The sequence below is a fragment of the Novosphingobium sp. BL-S-20 genome (assembly GCF_055521635.1).
This window is the reverse complement of sequence record NZ_CM145494.1, coordinates 1,071,390-1,087,365: the sequence shown is the minus strand read 5'-3', so window position 1 is coordinate 1,087,365 and position 15,976 is coordinate 1,071,390. Positions and strand designations below refer to the sequence as shown.

The window sequence follows — 15,976 nt, the reverse complement described above, 5'->3', positions numbered from 1 at the left end:
GGATAGCTGACATTCACGCGGCGACGGCTCCCGCCGAAAAAGGGCATTCACATGCGTCCAGACGGGATCATACTGAAGCCACTTGACCTAAACACCTACCCGGCTAGCGCGCTGGAGACGCGATCAGCGGGGATGATGCATGACTGACGATCACGATGAGCAACTTGCTGCCGACATCCTGCTGTGCGCGGAATGTTTCAAAGATCGCGGACTCCGCCACATGGCAAGGTGGTTCGAGACCGAGGAGCGCTCATGTCCGAATTGCGGCGCAGTCTCCAAACATTGTCTGACGCGAGGCGACCTGCTTTGGCTATCCGAAACCTTCTTTGAGAAGGGCAGCACTGTCGTCATGGATTATGGCGGAGCGCCTACGATCGTTTTCAACGAGACGCTGCAAGGGTCACTGAACCCGGACCCGCCGCTGGCCGCCGATGTCAATCTGCTTCAGAACGTGCTGCATATCGGCTTTTTCCACTATGGGCCGCGGCTTTGGATGATCGGAAATATCGCCCCTTTGGAGGATCTGCAGGATGCTGCGCGACGGCCGGCAGTAATCGAACGGATTCTTGATCTCTATCCGACCGTCACGTTGACAGACACAGAATTCTATCGAGTTCGAAAGGCACCAGAAAATCCGGCCAAGCCGGACGAATATGACGCACCACCGAAAGAGCATTGGGGCAAAGGCCGACTCGATGCATCCGACCTGCCGGTTCTCTATGGCTCACAGGACGCGGAAATTTGCGTTCACGAGTGCCGCTTCATGGCGGGAGATGAACTCTACATCGCAACCTTGCGACCGAAGCGCCCGCTGAAGCTGATCGATCTCTCCGCCATTCTGCAGGAAGACTGCACCGAGTGCGAGAGCCTCGACCTGAGTGTCTTGATGTTGTTCCTCGCCCAGTCGCATGCGTATCCGATCACGCGGGAGATCGCCCGAGCCGTCCAGGCGCGTGGTTTCGACGGAATGATCTACCCGTCCTATTTCAGCGTCCTTCACACCGGCGGAAATCCGTTTGATACCGTTTACGGTCTCTCGACGCGCCGCTTTGGTCAATCTCCAGATTTTGAGAAGTCCAAGATCATCGGGAACCTAGCAATTTTCGGACGACCGGTGGCCGAAGGCTCGGTCGCAGTCGTCGGTGTAAACCGGTTGCTCATCGGTCAGGTGAAGTACAAGATGATCTTCGGGCCTGTGACATATTGAAGGAACGGTGGCTTCGTGCCGACCGCGGTCAATCAGTCAGCGTCGGATAGACGCCCGATTCAAGCCGTTCTAAGACTGAAGCTTGAATGACTGCTCGTGCCGGAATTAGTCATTCGCCCGCCGTGGAGCCGCCGGCCGGCTCCGCACTAAATCTCGGCCGTTCAGATTGATCCGCTCCTGTTACCGGAGATTCGCGTAGCCATAATGATTGCACATGGCACTCCTAAAATCCGCATGATGCGTGGATCCCGTCAGGTATCGAGGTTATCCCATTCGTCGCCGAGGACCCAGCGCAGCGCGCTGAGCTTTCCGCTCAACATGCCCCATTCGAAGTCGTCCCAGGGTCCAAGATTTTCGAGACCGACCTCTTCTTCTACCCGCTTTGCAGCTGCGAGCGCACCGGTCCAGATCGTGTCAAGGATCTCATTGGGTTTGTACGGATCACGCGAATACTCGCTTTCGGGCAGAACCTTGGTCTTGCCCTCGGCAATCATCTGTGCACGCAAGCCATGGCGGCTGTACCAGATCTGGCGCTCGAGCAGTCGTTCGGCAGCCAGAAGCTCGGACAGCTTGCGCGGCTCGATCTCGTCCTCGAATTCGGCACGGAGCTCCTCAACCCAGTCCGGCGCGATGTCGCCCAGCAGGTCGACCAGGTTGGTGGCATAGACCGATCGCTCGCCGTCGAAGAGGTCGGCGATGTCGGGATGCGGTGCGCGGTCGTCCGCGCCGACCGCACTGAAATCATGCTTGTTGTGGGTGACGAACGCGAAGGCGTCGTCTGACGTCACCTCATCGGCGGCGGCGGCAGCGTAGAGCTCGATCAGTACGGCATCCGCCATGCTATTCTTGGGCTTGTGGAACGGCGCACGTTTGCCGATCGCGCGTTCGGCGGCGCGAAGCAGCGCGTCGTCGCTGGTAGCAATATGTTCGGCGCCGGCGAACAGCGCCTCGATCTGGGCGATCGACTCATTGACCGCTTCTCCCAGGATGGCGATGCGATGGTCGATGTCGCCGAGCTGGACGAGCGCGGCATCCTTACCTTCGGCGTTTCCGAACCGGTCGACAGCATCGCGGACGCGGCGGAAGGTCGACGACAGGCTCTGCCCGCTTTCCCGGACAATGCGCTCCTTGTTCCGCGCAAACTCGGCCGAGACCTGGTCGGGAAGCAACAGGCGCAGGGCATCGGCCTTGATCAGTTGCTCGATCACGGCGAGCGTTGGCCGTTGCCGATAATCCTTGGCGAGATCGAGCCACACGCTGGTGTCGATCAACAAACGAACGACCCAGGTCTCTTCGGCACCGTCGACCGAGTCGCCCGCGTCACCCGTCGTCGAGACTGTTGGATCGGTCATTGCCCCGCCTCTTTCTTCCATTGGCGCTCGGCCTTAAAGTCGAAGTGCCGGTCGATTGCGCCTACCAGCGGCATCTTGAGGAACGACCACCCCGGCGCGAACGCCGGCTCGAATATGTCGCCTACGAGACCGTGATCGAACGCTTCGAAGTGGCTAGCGAGCGCAAGGTCGAGAACTTGGCGCAACAGGCGGGCAACGACGTTCACGTCGGCGACGGTCTCGAAGGCAAAGTGCTTGGTCGGAAGTTCGAGTGCCATGATCGAGGTCACGATCACTCGATCGGCATTGGCGATCTCGATCGCCTGGCGGCGCGCTTTGAGTCCATCGCTGCGCGGCAGCTCGCGAACATTGGGGCCATCGACGATCCATTCCAGCGGGTCTTCGTCGTCTTCGACTTGCTGGGGGAAGCAGACCCAAACGGTCTCGCCGGGTTGGCCAGGCCGCTTCGTCACGACCGGGATGCGCATCGCAAACGGCGTGTCGAGCACGAGGATGCAGCCGGTGTGGGATTTGTCGGACCCTGATTTCACCGCTTGGCCGTAGCGCGCGGTATACCAGCCTACGGTGCGGGCATAGATCGCCTTGAACCAGTCGCTCGCCATGTAGTCGAGGAATTTGCCGGGCTCGGTGATCCCCTCGCCCACCGCGACCTGCATCACGCAATAAGTCACGAAGTCTCGCGCGGCCCGCAAGGGCCGGTCGCGCAACGGCACCTCGTCGTTCGCCAATTCGCGGTCGATGACGTCGAGCGACTCTCCGAGCGCATCTTCGAAGTCCGGGGGCACACTCATCTCAGTCGTCAGCCGGAACGGCGTTACTGCAGCACCGCGATCGCTGGCTCGGTAGGACGACGCGCCCCGACCAATTCCAGCGCATCGATGGCAATGACACGAAGGTCATCGGGATCGACCCCTCGCTTTTCGACAACGAGGGCATCATCGCCGTGGTGCTTGTTGCAGGTCGCATCATCGCATGCGTCGAGCTTAGCAAGGAACGGGAAGCATGGATGAGCGCCACCCAATGTCCGGATGTTCTTCACGATCTGCCCAAGGTTCAAGTTGCGCGCGAAGTATGCCGAGTATGACCGCCGGAAATGCGTTTCCAGCACTAGCCGGATCTTGAACACGACATCGTCTGCTTTCCCTTGACGGCTGTCTACGAAGGCAGCGATTTCACCCACCAGTTTCGGATGGCTATCTAGGCACAGCTGTTCGAAATCAGCCGTCTTCGCTGTCGACCATCCATCGTTGTCGTACAGGTCGACGTGAATGGAAGCGCATGGCACGCCGACACAGCGCTGTTGCACCTGATGGAGCAGGAACTCGTCATGCGAAAGGACGATGACCTGCAGGGAACGCGAACACAGGTCCTTGACCCGCTCGATGGTTTCCCGGCGACGGTGGCTGTCGTGGCTGCTCAATGGATCGTCGATGACCACGGTCTTGGAAGCCAGCAGCGGGTCGTGGTCCAGCTTGGCGAGGAAGAAGGCGAACGCCAGCGTTGTCTTGTCGCCGGCGGACAGCGTGTTGCGGAACGTCGGTTCCGCATCTGAAATGCGTCCGCGGCCGCGCTTGATCGCCTCGCCCTTGATGAGCAGCCCATAGTCGGACTGCCCAGCGTTGCCCTGCATGCTGTTGGAAATTTCCGAAATAGTGAAGCTGGCGGCGAAGCGCGCAAGGTAGTGGTTGACCTTCGCGTGATAGTGCGCCGCTGCACTTTCATTCGCTTGCTTGAGCTTGCCCTGGATGGTGGTTCGAACAGCTTTCGCCCGAATATCCCGGTTCTTCGCGCGGCGATACGCTTTAATGCGGCCCTGAACGCCAGGGTCTTGGCGCGCGATGCGCTTCTTAATGTTGTCGCGGGCCAGCAGCGCCTCGCTCTCCGTTGTGTTGGATGCGACCCGCGCAGCACGGATCGTCTCGTTCATCGCTGCAATGGTGAAGTTGTAGGCATCGACCAGATTCCGTGCGGCAATGACGGCTCCTGCCGCTGCGCCAAGGTCGTCGATCTTCTCCATCACCTCCAGCGGTGAGGAGCGTTTGCGTTCGAGCAGGGTTCGGGCCAGCACATGGGCATCTGCGATTTTGGCCAAGCATTCGGCAATGTCGGGCAGTTCGCGGTCGAACCGGACGTAATCTGACCATTTCGAAGCCGCTGTCGCGTTCTTAGCGGCAGCAATGGTCAGCGCCCGACGAGACGCTTCCCCCAACTGCTGGTCAAGATCGGAACCGCAGACATTGATAGCGCTGAGATGTGCCTTGTAGGTCTCGCTGAAGATTTGGCCATAGATGCTGACCATCCCCTCGCTATCGACATCGTCGCGGCCACAGAGTGGGCAAGCGTCGTCGTGAATGTGTTCGACGCCATAGGTCAGCCAGGATTCGCCGTTCTTGTCGAAGCCGAACCGCTTGAAATGGGCGCGAAGTCGGTCCCGCGCGGCCGCATCGATGTCTGCAACCGTGCTCCCCAGAATTCGACCGATGTCGGCAGGGAGTTCGACGGGTGAGAGGGGTTCAAGGTCACTCAGGGCCGCGATCTTGTCGGCCTGCCGGATGGCGGCCAGCGTGCGCTCCGCTGCATCGAGGCGCTGCTCATATGCCGGGTTCGTACCAAGGGTGTAGAATTCGTCTCGGCCCATGTCGGTTGGCACGTCTGCGGTAAGCGCCGCGTCGGCCGCCTTCAGCGCCGCCGCCGTATTCTTGGCAATGACGTTGAACCGGTCGAGGTGCTTGGCATAGCGGACGCCGTCAGCCCCGATGATGATCGAGAACAAGCCCCGATCGTGCGACAGGTCAATTAGTTCGCCGGCGAAAACGTTGTCGGCGATGAACGTGGTGTCGAAGACCTCAATCGGCGCTCCCTTGGTGTTCCAGCGGCCGTCCTTGAACAGTACGCTCCCGGCGTTGGAGGTCAGGACGACATGTGGCGCTCCGCCGCCATTGCCAAGCGATTGGCGGCCCATGACGATCTCGGGATTCGCGTCGCGCGCGGCTCGAAGAATTGACGTCAGCGTGGATTTACCACGACCGTTGCGGCCATAGACCAGCGTCAGCTTGTCGAGGTTAGTTTCGTTCGGCGTCTTAAAGGCTCGAAGTACACCAACATTGCGAATCACGATTTTGGTCAGCATAGCGTCTAAAATTGAATGCGATCCGGGCGTAAGTCAAAGCGACATCAATCGCACAAACGGCATTTACTCACAGAGCAGTAGCTATGGACCTGGCATGGCCTAATTTGGGACAGTTGTTTGCAAAGTATTAACCGCGACGATTAGCCCCTGAAAACAGCTTCGCTGACGGAAGCGAGGCTGCCCCGATTTCTAGGCAGTCTGCTGCCGGATCGACGACGATCTCGGGTAACGGTGCCGTCACGTCGCTGAAGTCGATGCCCGATAGTCTGACCCGGCCTCCCAGGGTATAGGACGCTTGGCTTTCTGCCAGAGCAATACCAGACCACGCCTTTTGAGAGTGGCACAAATAGCGTGAATGGCCGAACGGTTGGGGTACCCAGATCAACTGGCATGAATGTCTGGAATGTTGGCGGCAATTAACACCAGCACCCTCAGGTACGAACGTCCGCTATTCTATAATGGCAGCTCTTAAGCGGACCGAGCACAAAGTCCCAACTCCCGCCATGCCAGTTTGCCAGGACTGTGCCTCACTCCCTCTCCACCAGCGCGCGAAGCTGGCTTACCGGAATGACGGTGATGCTGCCGATCTTGACGACCTGGATGGTCCCGTCGGCGATCAGCTCGTAGAGCTTGGACCTGCCTATACCGATCATCCGACAGGCCTCGGGAATGCGCACGGCGAGCGGCTCCGGGCGGCGCGGCATGCCGGCAGTGTCATCCCGCCCCCTCACTGGAACGACCTCAGCTTGCGAATGGCCGGATCAGCGCTCTCCTCGGCCGCATTGCCCGCCAACCGATCCGCAACCTCATCGATGAGCGTGGCAAAGAGCCTCGCCCCTTTGGACTCCGCCTCCTTCGAGATCGACATCTGCGCTCCCACGATGACCCGAGCGGCGCGGCTCAGCGTCGTGCGGCTGTTCGCGCAGTGGCTGAGCAGCTTCGATCCGAGGCACGAACCGCCACCGCGTGGCCTCTTGCCGGGTGGCTTCCAACGGTCGCGCCCGCATATTTACACCGATGCCGAGATCGGGTCGATTATCGCAGCGGCCAACGCGCTGCCATCGATCTATGGCCTGCGCGGGCTGACCTGCTCGACATTGTTCGGGCTGATCGCGATCACGGGCCTGAGGATCAACGAGGCGCTCGGGCTCAATCGTGATGACCTCGATGACGATCATGGCGTGCTGCGCGTCCGGCAAGGCAAGCTCGGCAAAGAGCGGTTGTTGCCACTCGATCCGAGCGTCGCTGCGAAGCTGATCGGCTATCTTGCCGAACGCGACCGGCTGATCGGCCATCCGGCCAAGCCGCTGTTCGTCACGGACAAGGGGACGAGGTTCACTGACTGCGCGGCCCGCTATAACTTCGCGCGGGCCTGCCAGCAGATCGGGCTTCGGGCTCATCAGCCATACTGCAAGCATGGTCGCGGGCCGCGCATCCACGATCTGCGTCATAGCTTCGCGGTCAAGACGATGATCGGTTGGTATCGCACCGGCAAAGACCCGGCGCGCGAGATGATCCGGCTGACGACCTATCTGGGCCATAGCAATCCCTCCAACACATACTGGTATCTGGAAGCGGTCCCGGAAATGCTTGATCTGGCGATGGTGCGAGCGACAGCCGATGGCCGGGAGGCAGCCCAGTGAGCGCGGTCGCCTTGCCTGCACTGATCCAGCGCTTCTTCACCGACCGGTTGTGCGTCCAGATGGAGGCGAGCCATCATACGGTTGTGGGCTATCGCGACACGTTCCGGTTGTTGCTCCGATATGCGAGCGCCCATCACGGCAAGCCGCCCGTCAAACTTACGGTTGAGGATATCGACGCCGATCTGGTCGCCGACTTCCTCGTCCATACCGAGACGGCACGGCGCAACACCGCGCGCAGCCGTAACACCCGGCTCGCCGCGATCCGCTCGTTCTTCCGTTACGTTGCGATGAGCGATCCGACCTGGCTGCTGCACTGCCAGCGCATCCTCGCCATGCCGAACAAGCGCTACGTGAAGCGCACGGTGACATTCCTCGACGCCGACGAAATGGCGGCATTGCTGGAAGCGCCGGACCGCACGACATGGGCGGGGCGGCGCGATCATGCGCTGCTGCTGCTCGCGGTTCAGACCGGCCTCCGAGCATCCGAACTGGTCGGCCTCACGCGAGGCGATGTTGTGCTCGGAAGCGGCGCGCATATCCGCTGCATGGGCAAGGGCCGGAAGGAGCGCGCCACCCCGCTCCGTCGCGAGACGGCCAAGCTGCTGGCGGCGTGGATCGGCAGCGACAAGGATGGGAGCAAGCCTCTGTTCCCGTCGATCCGGGGCGAGAGACTGAGCCGGGATGCGCTCGGACATCTGGTCCGCAAGCACTGCCTCACGGCGTCGCGCGCGTGCCCGAGCATCGGCGTCAAGCGGGTCACGCCGCATACGCTGCGCCACAGCACGGCGATGGACCTGCTCCATCACGGCGTCGATCCAGCGGTGATCGCGCTCTGGCTTGGTCACGAGAACGTCGAGACCACCCAGATCTACATCCACGCCGATATGCGGATGAAGGAAAAGGCACTCGCCCGCGTCGCTGCTCCGCCAACGCCGTCAGGCCGGTTCCGGCCCGACGACCAGCTTCTCGCCTTCCTGGAAGGGCTCTAATTATGCCGAACAGCCGCATGGCCGATGCCTGAAAAACCAGCCTTCTGCGGAGGTCATGCGGCATAATCCGGATTACGGCATTATGCCCCATTTCGTGAAGCGCCGTGCGGAACCAGTTCACCGGCTCATGGAAAGCTGCCTGCGGCGGGACCTGCACGTAATCCTTGCCCGGAGAGTAATAGGCCTCGTTTCCGCCAATCCTGAAATCGGCGCCGCTGGCAGCTATCAACCGGTCTACTGCGGCATGACTGAGAACCGGATCGGGCACCGCAGCCTCCTCCTCGAAGTCCTCCGGCAGCCCCTCGCATTGGTCGACATTGAAGACGACGAAGCGCTTTAGAAACGCGATCGTTCTTGCCTCCCGGTCCTCGCCGCGTGCCTTTTCCGCCTCGTCCCTGGGCGTGAAGCGGTCCGCATAGCAAACCACCGTGCCTTTCTCGCCGCGCCGGACATTCCCGCCCGCCGCCATGGCCTGCCGGTAGGTCAACCAGCGCTGCGAACTGAACGCGCATTCCACTGCCTCGCACCACAAGATGAGCACGTTGATCCCCGAATAGGCCCGCCCCGATGCCGCATTGCGCGGCATCATGCAGGGGCACCGGCACGAGTCCCAAGGCTGCACCCAGGGAAGCCTTCCCTGTTCGAGCTCTGCGATGATGCGGGTGGTAACTTCTCCATAAAGCGAGAGACGTTCTGTCCTGCTCATTACCCTACTCCTTTTCTACAACCGCCATTGACCGGCGCCGGGGTGGCGGGGGGCGGCAGGAGCGGACCAGGAGCCTCGCCAAGATGGCGGGGCGCACGCGAAGGGCCGAAACGCAGTGGAGGAGGCGGGCAAAGCCCGCCTTGCGGCTCGCCATGGCGTGGCTATCGGTCCGTGACGCCCCCCGCCAGCCAGAAGCAGGGCAAGCGCCGCCATGCCGCAGGCAGGGCGTCCGCATTCGGCCCGCGAGGGCCGCCCCTGTCAGGGATCGTCGCCCGCAGGGACGAGACGCCAAAGGCGGCTCGGTCGAGAAAAGCGAGATAGAGCCCGGCCGCGCGGGACGCGCGGGGACAGTCACCCGGCCCTAGCCGGTCCAGAATGAGCCCAAGGCAAAGCCGAAAGGCCGAAATTGATTTAGGAGTGGAAGACAGCCCTACGAAAAGTCATGATGAGAAATGGCTTCCGAACCAAGAACCCCAAGGCTCGCTGTCCTTATCGACGCGGACAATGCTTCCTACCGGATTGCGGACGGACTGTTCGCGGAGATTGCCAAGATCGGCGAGGCCAGTGTGCGCCGCATCTACGGCGACTTTTCCGGCACTCGCCTGAAATCCTGGTCGGACGTTCTGGCCACGCATGCGATCATGCCGCACCAGAATTTCGCGAACACCGTGGGCAAGAACGCATCGGACATCGCTCTGGTCATAGACGCCATGGATCTGCTCCATAGCGGCCGCTTCGAGGCATTCTGCCTGGTGTCTTCTGACAGCGACTTCACCCGGCTTGCCGCTCGCATCCGGGAACAGGGGATCGATGTCTACGGTTTCGGGGAGCAGAAGACGCCCGAAAGCTTCCGCCAGGCATGCAAGCGCTTCATCTACACCGAGAACCTGCTTCCGGAAGCCCCGACCTCCGACGAACCGGAACGACCGGATCAGCGACCTGCCTCGTCTGCCCGTTCGCCTTCCATGGCGGTTCCGCTTATTAGACGCGCTGTGAAACAGCTTGAAGACGACGACGGCTGGGTTTCGCTGGGCGGCGTTGGCCAGCGCCTGGCGGCGCTGGCCTCCGACTTCGACCCACGCACTTTCGGCCATGCCAAGCTCGGGGACCTGGTGGAAAAGACCGGAGCCTTCGAAGTCAGGCGCACGCCGGGCCGCGGCGTCCATATCCGGTACAGACAACCACCCAAACCCGGCGGCACCGGAAAGTCCAAGGCATAGACCATCGGCTCTACGCTCTACCAACCTGCATACCATCTGATCCCGGCGGCGCCGCTCGGTTCGGAACAGCGCCCCCCGTTGGCCTGTGAACCGCAAGGCCTGGCCAAAGCCACTTCTACCGCGAGCATCAGCAGGGTGGAAAAGCGGGATGTGCCCCTGAGTGGCATAGAACGTGATTTATTCCACTCAGGGGATTGTATTCGAATTACATCAAGCCGTAGCGGCTCACTCTTCAAAGCCGAATTCTCCTCGGCTCCGACCAATCTATGCGAACGTAACCTGATGATGCCCGGTGTCGGTCAGACCAAGATCGATGCGTGTTCCAACAAAGCGCCGGGCAATCTCTATACCCGTCAGCAGGTGTCCGCTGGGCTTCACGGTGGTGAATGACCCGGCCCCTGCCAGCGAGAACGGCAACACGAGCTGATCCGCCAGGTACGGGCCCGCGAAGGCACCGGATTCGACGTAACCCTTAAGCCGCCCGGCCGCGGTCTTCGCCAGACGTTCAGCAGTAACGCCGAGCTGTCCGAAACCGCTGGCAATCTCGGTCACCGCCTCCTTGCGCGCCTCGATCATCAGAATGATCCCCGGCCCCTGATCGGCCGGCAACTGGCGCAGTGAAAACGCTTCCTCCGGCCAATCCGGAAAATCCTTGCGGAGCCGTGCCACCATTCGCAGGGCGATCTCGCCGGGCAGCCCTGCGAACACCACCTGAGCCGAAGCAGCGCCCAAAGCCCCGGATTCGAGACATTCGATCGGGTGAAGCGGTGCGGGTGTGATGTCCACCTCGATACGGCCGCCGCCGCGCGGGTAGAAACCATGCCGCACCAGTCGTGCCTCTATTTTGGGGCCCATCCGGTTGATGACCGGCAGGAAGGTCCGCTCGATGAAATCGAACGGCGGTGCGAGCATGTTGTGGGTGCCGCCTTCCAGCACCAGCCGCGAAGGCCGTTCGGCCAGCACCAGAGGCATCAGCACGGTCTGGAGGACCAAACCGGTGCTGCCCGCCGTGCCCACCGAGAAATGGTATTCGCCCGGCTCGACCCGGCCCGGCCGGAACTCGATTTCTTGCGAGCCCACCTCAAGGCCTTGCACATCGGCATTGCCGATCCGCGCTGCAGCGTCGATCGCGGTTACATGTTGGCGCATCAGGCCGGGCTTCGAGCGCTTGCCGCGCACCTTGGTGATGCGGAAAGGCTTTCCGGTGACGAGCGAGAGCGCGCAGGAATTGCGCACGACCTGCCCGCCACCCTCGCCTTCGGATCCATCGATTTCGATCATGAGTTTACTAAGTCCAGAAAAATGTCTTCCGCCGTCCGGAACGCATCGGACGACACGGGTCGCTCGGGCAATTCGCCCCCGCGCCCCAGCTCGTCGCGGAAAAGCTCGCTGCGGATCAGGGCGTCGAGTTCGGGATAACGCCGGGCATTGCCCTGCTCGCGCGTTTCGCGCTTTGCGGCGACGAGATCCTCGATCATCTCCACGGTAGCGAATGAAAGATCGGTCACTGCCATGAGTTGCTGGAGATTCATCGGTGGCCGCCGCGAGGGATCGAGCCGCATGGCACGGATCGCAAGCGCCGGACGAAGCGCGTAAAAGTAGCGCTTCACGGGCACCGGCGCGTCATCGTCGGGCCAACGATCCACCGCATTGCGGCCCAGGCTGGCATAGTGCCGGGCAACGCCGCGCGGGTCGAAAACCATGTCCGCCAAGGCCGCCACTCGCGTCATCACCCGATGATCCGCGCGGTAGCGGATTGGCGATTGCAGCCACTCACTGCCAGTCGCGTTCGACTTCAGCATCAGCCCAAGCAGCTTGCGCAGATCCCAGCCGTTGAGGTCGATCACGTCGACGATGGGCCGCTCGATGACGTCGCGCGGCGGTCGCAGCGCCAGATAGGCATCGCGGGCGCGCACATAGACAAAGCGCACATCGTAGTCGCTGTCGGGCGAGGGAAAGCCCCAGGCCCGCGAGCCGGATTCCACCGCCAGCAACAAGCGCGCGCCATCATCCGCCTCGATCGCGGCAAGGCGCCGGTCGATTTCAGCCTTTACGGTCGGGTCGATTGGCCCGGTCACGGTATTCACTCCATTCGGTTTCGGGTACGGTGGCCCGCGTGAGGGGGATCACCCCTTCACGCAGACCACCTGTTTCAAGGTATGGACGATCTCGACGAGGTCGGCCTGGGCCGCCATCACCGCCTCGATCGGCTTGTAGGCACGCGGCGTCTCATCGATGACGCCGGCATCCTTGCGGCATTCGACGCCGGCAGTGTCGGCCACATGTTCGGCCAGCGACACTTGCCGCTTGGCCTCGTGGCGGCTCATCACCCGCCCAGCCCCGTGCGAGCAGCTGTGGAAGCTCTCCGGGTTACCGAGCCCGCGCACAATGAAGCTCTTCGCGCCCATCGAACCCGGGATGATCCCCAAGGTGCCCTTGGCGGCCCGCACCGCACCCTTGCGGGTGACCAGCACGTTTTCACCGAAGTGGTTTTCCCGCGTCACATAGTTGTGATGGCAGTTCACCGCCTCCAGTTCGGCATCGAAAGGCTTGGCGATCTTCAGGCGCAGCGCGGCGATGACTTGCGCCATCATCATGCGCCGGTTGAGCGCCGCGAAGTCCTGCGCCCACTCCACCGCCTCGACATAGTCGTCGAAGTGATCGGTTCCTTCCGGGAAGTAGGCTAGGTCCTCGTTCGGCAGGTTGATGTGCCACTTGCGCATGTCCTGCTTGGCCAGTTCGATGAAGAACGTGCCGATGGCGTTGCCGACCCCGCGCGAGCCCGAATGCAACATGATCCAGACCCGCGCCTCTTCGTCGAGGCAAAGCTCGATGAAGTGGTTGCCCGTACCCAGCGTACCGAGGTGCGTCAGGTTGTTGGTGTTCTTCAGACGCGGGTGCTTGTCGCACAGCCGTTCGAAACGCACGCCGAGCGTTGCCCAGGCTTCGACAATGGCAGGCGGCGGAGAACCCCACGAACCGCTGTCTCGCTTGCCGCGCCCAACGACGCGCCCATGCGGCACCGCCTGCTCGATAGCCGAACGGATGCCGTCCAGACTGTCCGGCAGATCGTGCGCCATCAGCGAAGTGCGCGCGGCCATCATGCCGCAGCCGATGTCAACGCCGACAGCCGCCGGGATCACCGCGCCCTTGGTCGGGATTACCGAGCCCACGGTGGCGCCGATGCCGACATGCACGTCAGGCATGGCCGCCACATGGCGGAAGATGAACGGCATCTTCGAGGCGGCGGCAAGCTGGTCCTTCGCCTTCTCGTCCACGGGCACGCCGCGGGTCCACATCTTGATGGGCACGCCGCCTTCGACCTGCCGGAATTCGAAACTGGTGTCGGTCATGGCCGATCTCCTTGAAAATACGTCATAGGTGCCGGCGACGAGAGGTGGCGAGACGTTTTTGCTGAGCTACTCCGGTTTCCCGGGGATGGCTTCGAACCATCGACCTCCTGCTCGCAGAGCAGGTGCTCTACCCGATGTAGTCCCGCCGGCATTCGCCAGCTTTGAATTGGGTCACGGCGACGAGAATTGGGAAGGACATTGCCCACAAGGGGCGCCGCTCTACCGCTAAGCTACAGGCCCGCCGAATGGTGGACCTGGCGGGATTCGAACCCGCGCCTGCATCGTGACAGGATGTAGTCCTTGCCCGGCATTCGCCGTGAAAAAATGGGTCGGCCGTGGCGACGAGAAATGGCGAGACGTGGTCCTTAAGCTACATGGCAAGGCGGGATTCGAACCCGCATCTCCCCGATCCATCCCATCGCGAGGTCGGGATGGATCGGGGCGCTTTACTCGTCGGACCTGCGCGTGGTGCCAATGTAGTCCCACCGGCATTCGCCGCAGCCTGAAGTGATGCATCCCGGCGACGAGGTATGGCAAAGACCGCTCTACCAACTGAGCTACCGCCCGTTTCCGGGCGGGCAGGGTTCGAACCTGCGACACGTGTAGTCCTTGCCCCATTCGCCGAGAATGCAATCGCCTTCGTTCTTCAAACCTCCGTTTCGTTCACGATTTCGACCCAGTCGCGCGTCTGCCCGGAGGCGAAACGCGCCATTGCGTCGAACACCGCATCGGTGAAGCCGCCGACATTCAGAATGTCCGCCCGGCTTTTTGCCTGCGTGCTGCCGTAAGGCGCGATGTCGATGCAGATCAGCTTCGCGCCCGGGTTGCGGGCCTTCAGCCGGTTCCACTCATCCATCGTCGCCGTGGCGCCGTGCCGTGAGGGATCGACCCAGGACTCGTTGTCCGAGACGATCACCACGGTATCGACCTTGGCTCGCTCACGGTTGAGCAGAGCCAGCGGCGCCGAGACATTGGTGCCGCCCCCGCAAACCCCGGCCAGCTTCGCGGGTTTCACCGCGACGCGGGCCTTGGGATCGAGCTTCAGCGGGACCACGTTGAACTCGAAGGGCAGCACGCGGGCCTTACGGTTGCCGCGCAGCATCGCCGCCGCGACCAGCGCCGCAACATCGATGCACCGCACTTTCGAACTCGCCCCCTTGCGATAGCCGGTGACCGGCGACGACATCGAGCCAGAGACGTCGGGACAGACCACGACATTGCCGGCAAGGACCGGAACCTTCGCAAGCGAGGATTCCAGCGCCTTTTCCAGCGCCGCCTGCACTTCCAGCGGCACGCCGTCCCCCACCTGCCCCATGGCGGCCATGAGTTGGTAGGGCATGACCCGCGCGCGGGAGAGCGCCTCGGCATCGCCGAGCCGGCTGGCCACCGCCTCGCTCACACCCGGCACCGTGAAGGCGCCGCTGCGGGCAAGCGTGTTGAGGTTCATGCGCAGCGCCTGCCAGCCCATCCGCGCGGCCAGTTCGCCCCACTGCTCCGCAGAGAGCGAGTACGCGGTCAGCCATTCGAACGGCACCGGCGGCAGCGGCAGCGATGTGTCCCGCTTCCACGCCTCGAACGCGGCGATTTCGGCCGGCAGTGCGGCAAGGTCATAGGGCTTGCCGATCAGCCAGCCGTAGAACGCGCGCCGCTCTGCTGACGCGGGCACCGGGTGAACCATCTTGACGATATCCGCCAGAGAGGGATCGTTGCCGGTAGCCGCCGCCATCAGGCGCTGCATCGATGCTGCCTCCAGCCACTCGCGCACGAGCCGCTTCGGGCGCGAGCCCAGCGAACGCCGCCCGACCTGCCCGGAGCGCATGATCTGCACGAACGTGCGCAGCATGCGGCCGTTGTCGATCACGCGCCCGAAAACGCGGGGCGCAAGATCGGGATCGGCCGTGGTCAGGTAGGCCGTCAGCAAAGCGGGCATATCCTTCATCGCGCCGGACTTGCGGGCATAGACCGCAGCCTTGGCCACGAATTCGGGCGAGACATCCGCAGCGGCAGCCAGCACATCGGCAAGCTGCGCTTCGGCGCCGGAGTAGAACCCGTCGGACAGCGAACCGGTAGCGGCCAGCTGAGCGAGCTTCGCTTCGGGGCCATAGGCATAGGCCACGCCGCCTGCATGGTTCACCACATCGGCGCGCGGCAGAAGCCGCGAGGCAGTGCCGGCAAAGAGGCGCTTGAGAGCCATTGTTGCAATTCCTTGTTCCGGGAGTGGAGGCAGCCGGCCCATTCCGGCCGCCCCGCTTTTCCCGTTTCATCGTGCCGGAGTGTTCGACCGCTCCGACGGAACAGTAGTTGCAGGCACCGTGCCAAATTCGATTTTGCGCCGAAGAAAAATTTGAAAATCCCGGAAATCTGCCAAATTTCCAG

At 62.4% G+C, this 15,976-nt stretch carries 12 protein-coding genes and 1 pseudogene; 4 read left to right on the top strand and 9 right to left on the bottom strand.

Annotated features, from left to right (window positions below; genetic code table 11):
- Nucleotides 1–139: 139 nt before the first annotated feature.
- Nucleotides 140–1,207, top strand: coding sequence for an RES family NAD+ phosphorylase (locus ACZ1II_RS13070; protein WP_465146821.1), 1,068 nt, complete (start codon nt 140–142; stop codon nt 1,205–1,207).
- Between the two features lie 251 nt (nt 1,208–1,458).
- Here the strand turns inward: ACZ1II_RS13070 and ACZ1II_RS13065 are convergent, their stop codons facing one another.
- The 4 genes from ACZ1II_RS13065 to ACZ1II_RS13050 all read right to left on the bottom strand — a co-directional run bounded on the left by ACZ1II_RS13065 (nt 1,459) and on the right by ACZ1II_RS13050 (nt 6,393).
- Nucleotides 1,459–2,559 carry a PIN domain-containing protein gene (locus ACZ1II_RS13065; protein ID WP_465146820.1) on the bottom strand — a complete coding sequence of 367 codons (1,101 nt, stop codon included), beginning with the start codon at nt 2,557–2,559 and terminating at the stop codon, nt 1,459–1,461.
- Nucleotides 2,556–3,350 (bottom strand): hypothetical protein, encoded by a 795-nt coding sequence (locus ACZ1II_RS13060; RefSeq protein WP_465146819.1) that lies wholly within the window; start codon nt 3,348–3,350, stop codon nt 2,556–2,558. Before ACZ1II_RS13060 ends, ACZ1II_RS13065 begins: the two co-directional genes overlap by 4 nt.
- 23 nt (nt 3,351–3,373) lie before the next feature.
- Entirely contained in the window at nt 3,374–5,689 is a 2,316-nt protein-coding gene (locus ACZ1II_RS13055) for an AAA family ATPase (RefSeq protein ID WP_465146818.1), read from the bottom strand.
- Nucleotides 5,690–6,216: 527 nt separating this feature from the next.
- Nucleotides 6,217–6,393, bottom strand: a complete 177-nt coding sequence (locus tag ACZ1II_RS13050) for a helix-turn-helix transcriptional regulator (protein ID WP_465146817.1) — start codon at nt 6,391–6,393, stop codon at nt 6,217–6,219.
- A gap of 108 nt (nt 6,394–6,501) precedes the next feature.
- Between ACZ1II_RS13050 and ACZ1II_RS13045 the strand changes: the two genes are divergently transcribed.
- Together ACZ1II_RS13045 and ACZ1II_RS13040 are read left to right on the top strand one after the other, a co-directional pair.
- On the top strand, nt 6,502–7,332 hold the full coding sequence (locus ACZ1II_RS13045) for a tyrosine-type recombinase/integrase (protein ID WP_465146816.1): 831 nt from the start codon (nt 6,502–6,504) through the stop codon (nt 7,330–7,332).
- Complete coding sequence (locus tag ACZ1II_RS13040; protein WP_465146815.1) at nt 7,329–8,321, top strand: tyrosine-type recombinase/integrase; 993 nt, start codon at nt 7,329–7,331, stop codon at nt 8,319–8,321. The genes ACZ1II_RS13045 and ACZ1II_RS13040 overlap by 4 nt, the downstream gene beginning before the upstream one ends.
- 136 nt (nt 8,322–8,457) lie before the next feature.
- Here ACZ1II_RS13040 and ACZ1II_RS13035 read toward each other — a convergent pair.
- Nucleotides 8,458–9,027 (bottom strand): annotated as a pseudogene (locus ACZ1II_RS13035) (ArdC family protein); the annotation flags it as partial.
- Between the two features lie 452 nt (nt 9,028–9,479).
- Between ACZ1II_RS13035 and ACZ1II_RS13030 the strand changes: the two are divergent.
- Entirely contained in the window at nt 9,480–10,247 is a 768-nt protein-coding gene (locus tag ACZ1II_RS13030; RefSeq protein ID WP_465146814.1) for an NYN domain-containing protein, read from the top strand.
- Between the two features lie 264 nt (nt 10,248–10,511).
- Here the strand turns inward: ACZ1II_RS13030 and rtcA are convergent, their stop codons facing one another.
- From rtcA to ACZ1II_RS13010, 4 genes are all read right to left on the bottom strand, one after another.
- The gene (gene rtcA, locus ACZ1II_RS13025; protein ID WP_465146813.1) at nt 10,512–11,528 is read right to left on the bottom strand and encodes an RNA 3'-terminal phosphate cyclase; all 1,017 of its coding nucleotides are present in this window, start codon (nt 11,526–11,528) and stop codon (nt 10,512–10,514) included.
- On the bottom strand, nt 11,525–12,325 hold the full coding sequence (locus ACZ1II_RS13020; RefSeq protein WP_465146812.1) for a nucleotidyltransferase domain-containing protein: 801 nt from the start codon (nt 12,323–12,325) through the stop codon (nt 11,525–11,527). The genes rtcA and ACZ1II_RS13020 overlap by 4 nt, the downstream gene beginning before the upstream one ends.
- A gap of 48 nt (nt 12,326–12,373) precedes the next feature.
- A complete protein-coding gene (locus ACZ1II_RS13015; protein ID WP_465146811.1) occupies nt 12,374–13,600 on the bottom strand; it encodes an RtcB family protein in 1,227 nt (408 codons plus the stop codon).
- A 646-nt stretch (nt 13,601–14,246) separates the two neighbouring features.
- Nucleotides 14,247–15,794: a vWA domain-containing protein gene (locus ACZ1II_RS13010; protein WP_465146810.1), complete on the bottom strand. Its 1,548-nt coding sequence runs from the start codon at nt 15,792–15,794 to the stop codon at nt 14,247–14,249.
- Between the last annotated feature and the right edge of the window lie 182 nt (nt 15,795–15,976).

Bases quoted from the DNA above. Each gene is read 5' to 3' on its own strand.
- ACZ1II_RS13070 (WP_465146821.1), top strand. From the start codon at position 140: ATGACTGACGATCACGATGAGCAACTTGCTGCCGACATCCTGCTGTGC.
- ACZ1II_RS13065 (WP_465146820.1), bottom strand. From the start codon at position 2,559: ATGACCGATCCAACAGTCTCGACGACGGGTGACGCGGGCGACTCGGTC.
- ACZ1II_RS13060 (WP_465146819.1), bottom strand. From the start codon at position 3,350: ATGAGTGTGCCCCCGGACTTCGAAGATGCGCTCGGAGAGTCGCTCGAC.
- ACZ1II_RS13055 (WP_465146818.1), bottom strand. From the start codon at position 5,689: ATGCTGACCAAAATCGTGATTCGCAATGTTGGTGTACTTCGAGCCTTT.
- ACZ1II_RS13050 (WP_465146817.1), bottom strand. From the start codon at position 6,393: ATGCCGCGCCGCCCGGAGCCGCTCGCCGTGCGCATTCCCGAGGCCTGT.
- ACZ1II_RS13045 (WP_465146816.1), top strand. From the start codon at position 6,502: ATGAGCGTGGCAAAGAGCCTCGCCCCTTTGGACTCCGCCTCCTTCGAG.
- ACZ1II_RS13030 (WP_465146814.1), top strand. From the start codon at position 9,480: ATGGCTTCCGAACCAAGAACCCCAAGGCTCGCTGTCCTTATCGACGCG.
- rtcA (WP_465146813.1), bottom strand. From the start codon at position 11,528: ATGATCGAAATCGATGGATCCGAAGGCGAGGGTGGCGGGCAGGTCGTG.
- ACZ1II_RS13015 (WP_465146811.1), bottom strand. From the start codon at position 13,600: ATGACCGACACCAGTTTCGAATTCCGGCAGGTCGAAGGCGGCGTGCCC.
- ACZ1II_RS13010 (WP_465146810.1), bottom strand. From the start codon at position 15,794: ATGGCTCTCAAGCGCCTCTTTGCCGGCACTGCCTCGCGGCTTCTGCCG.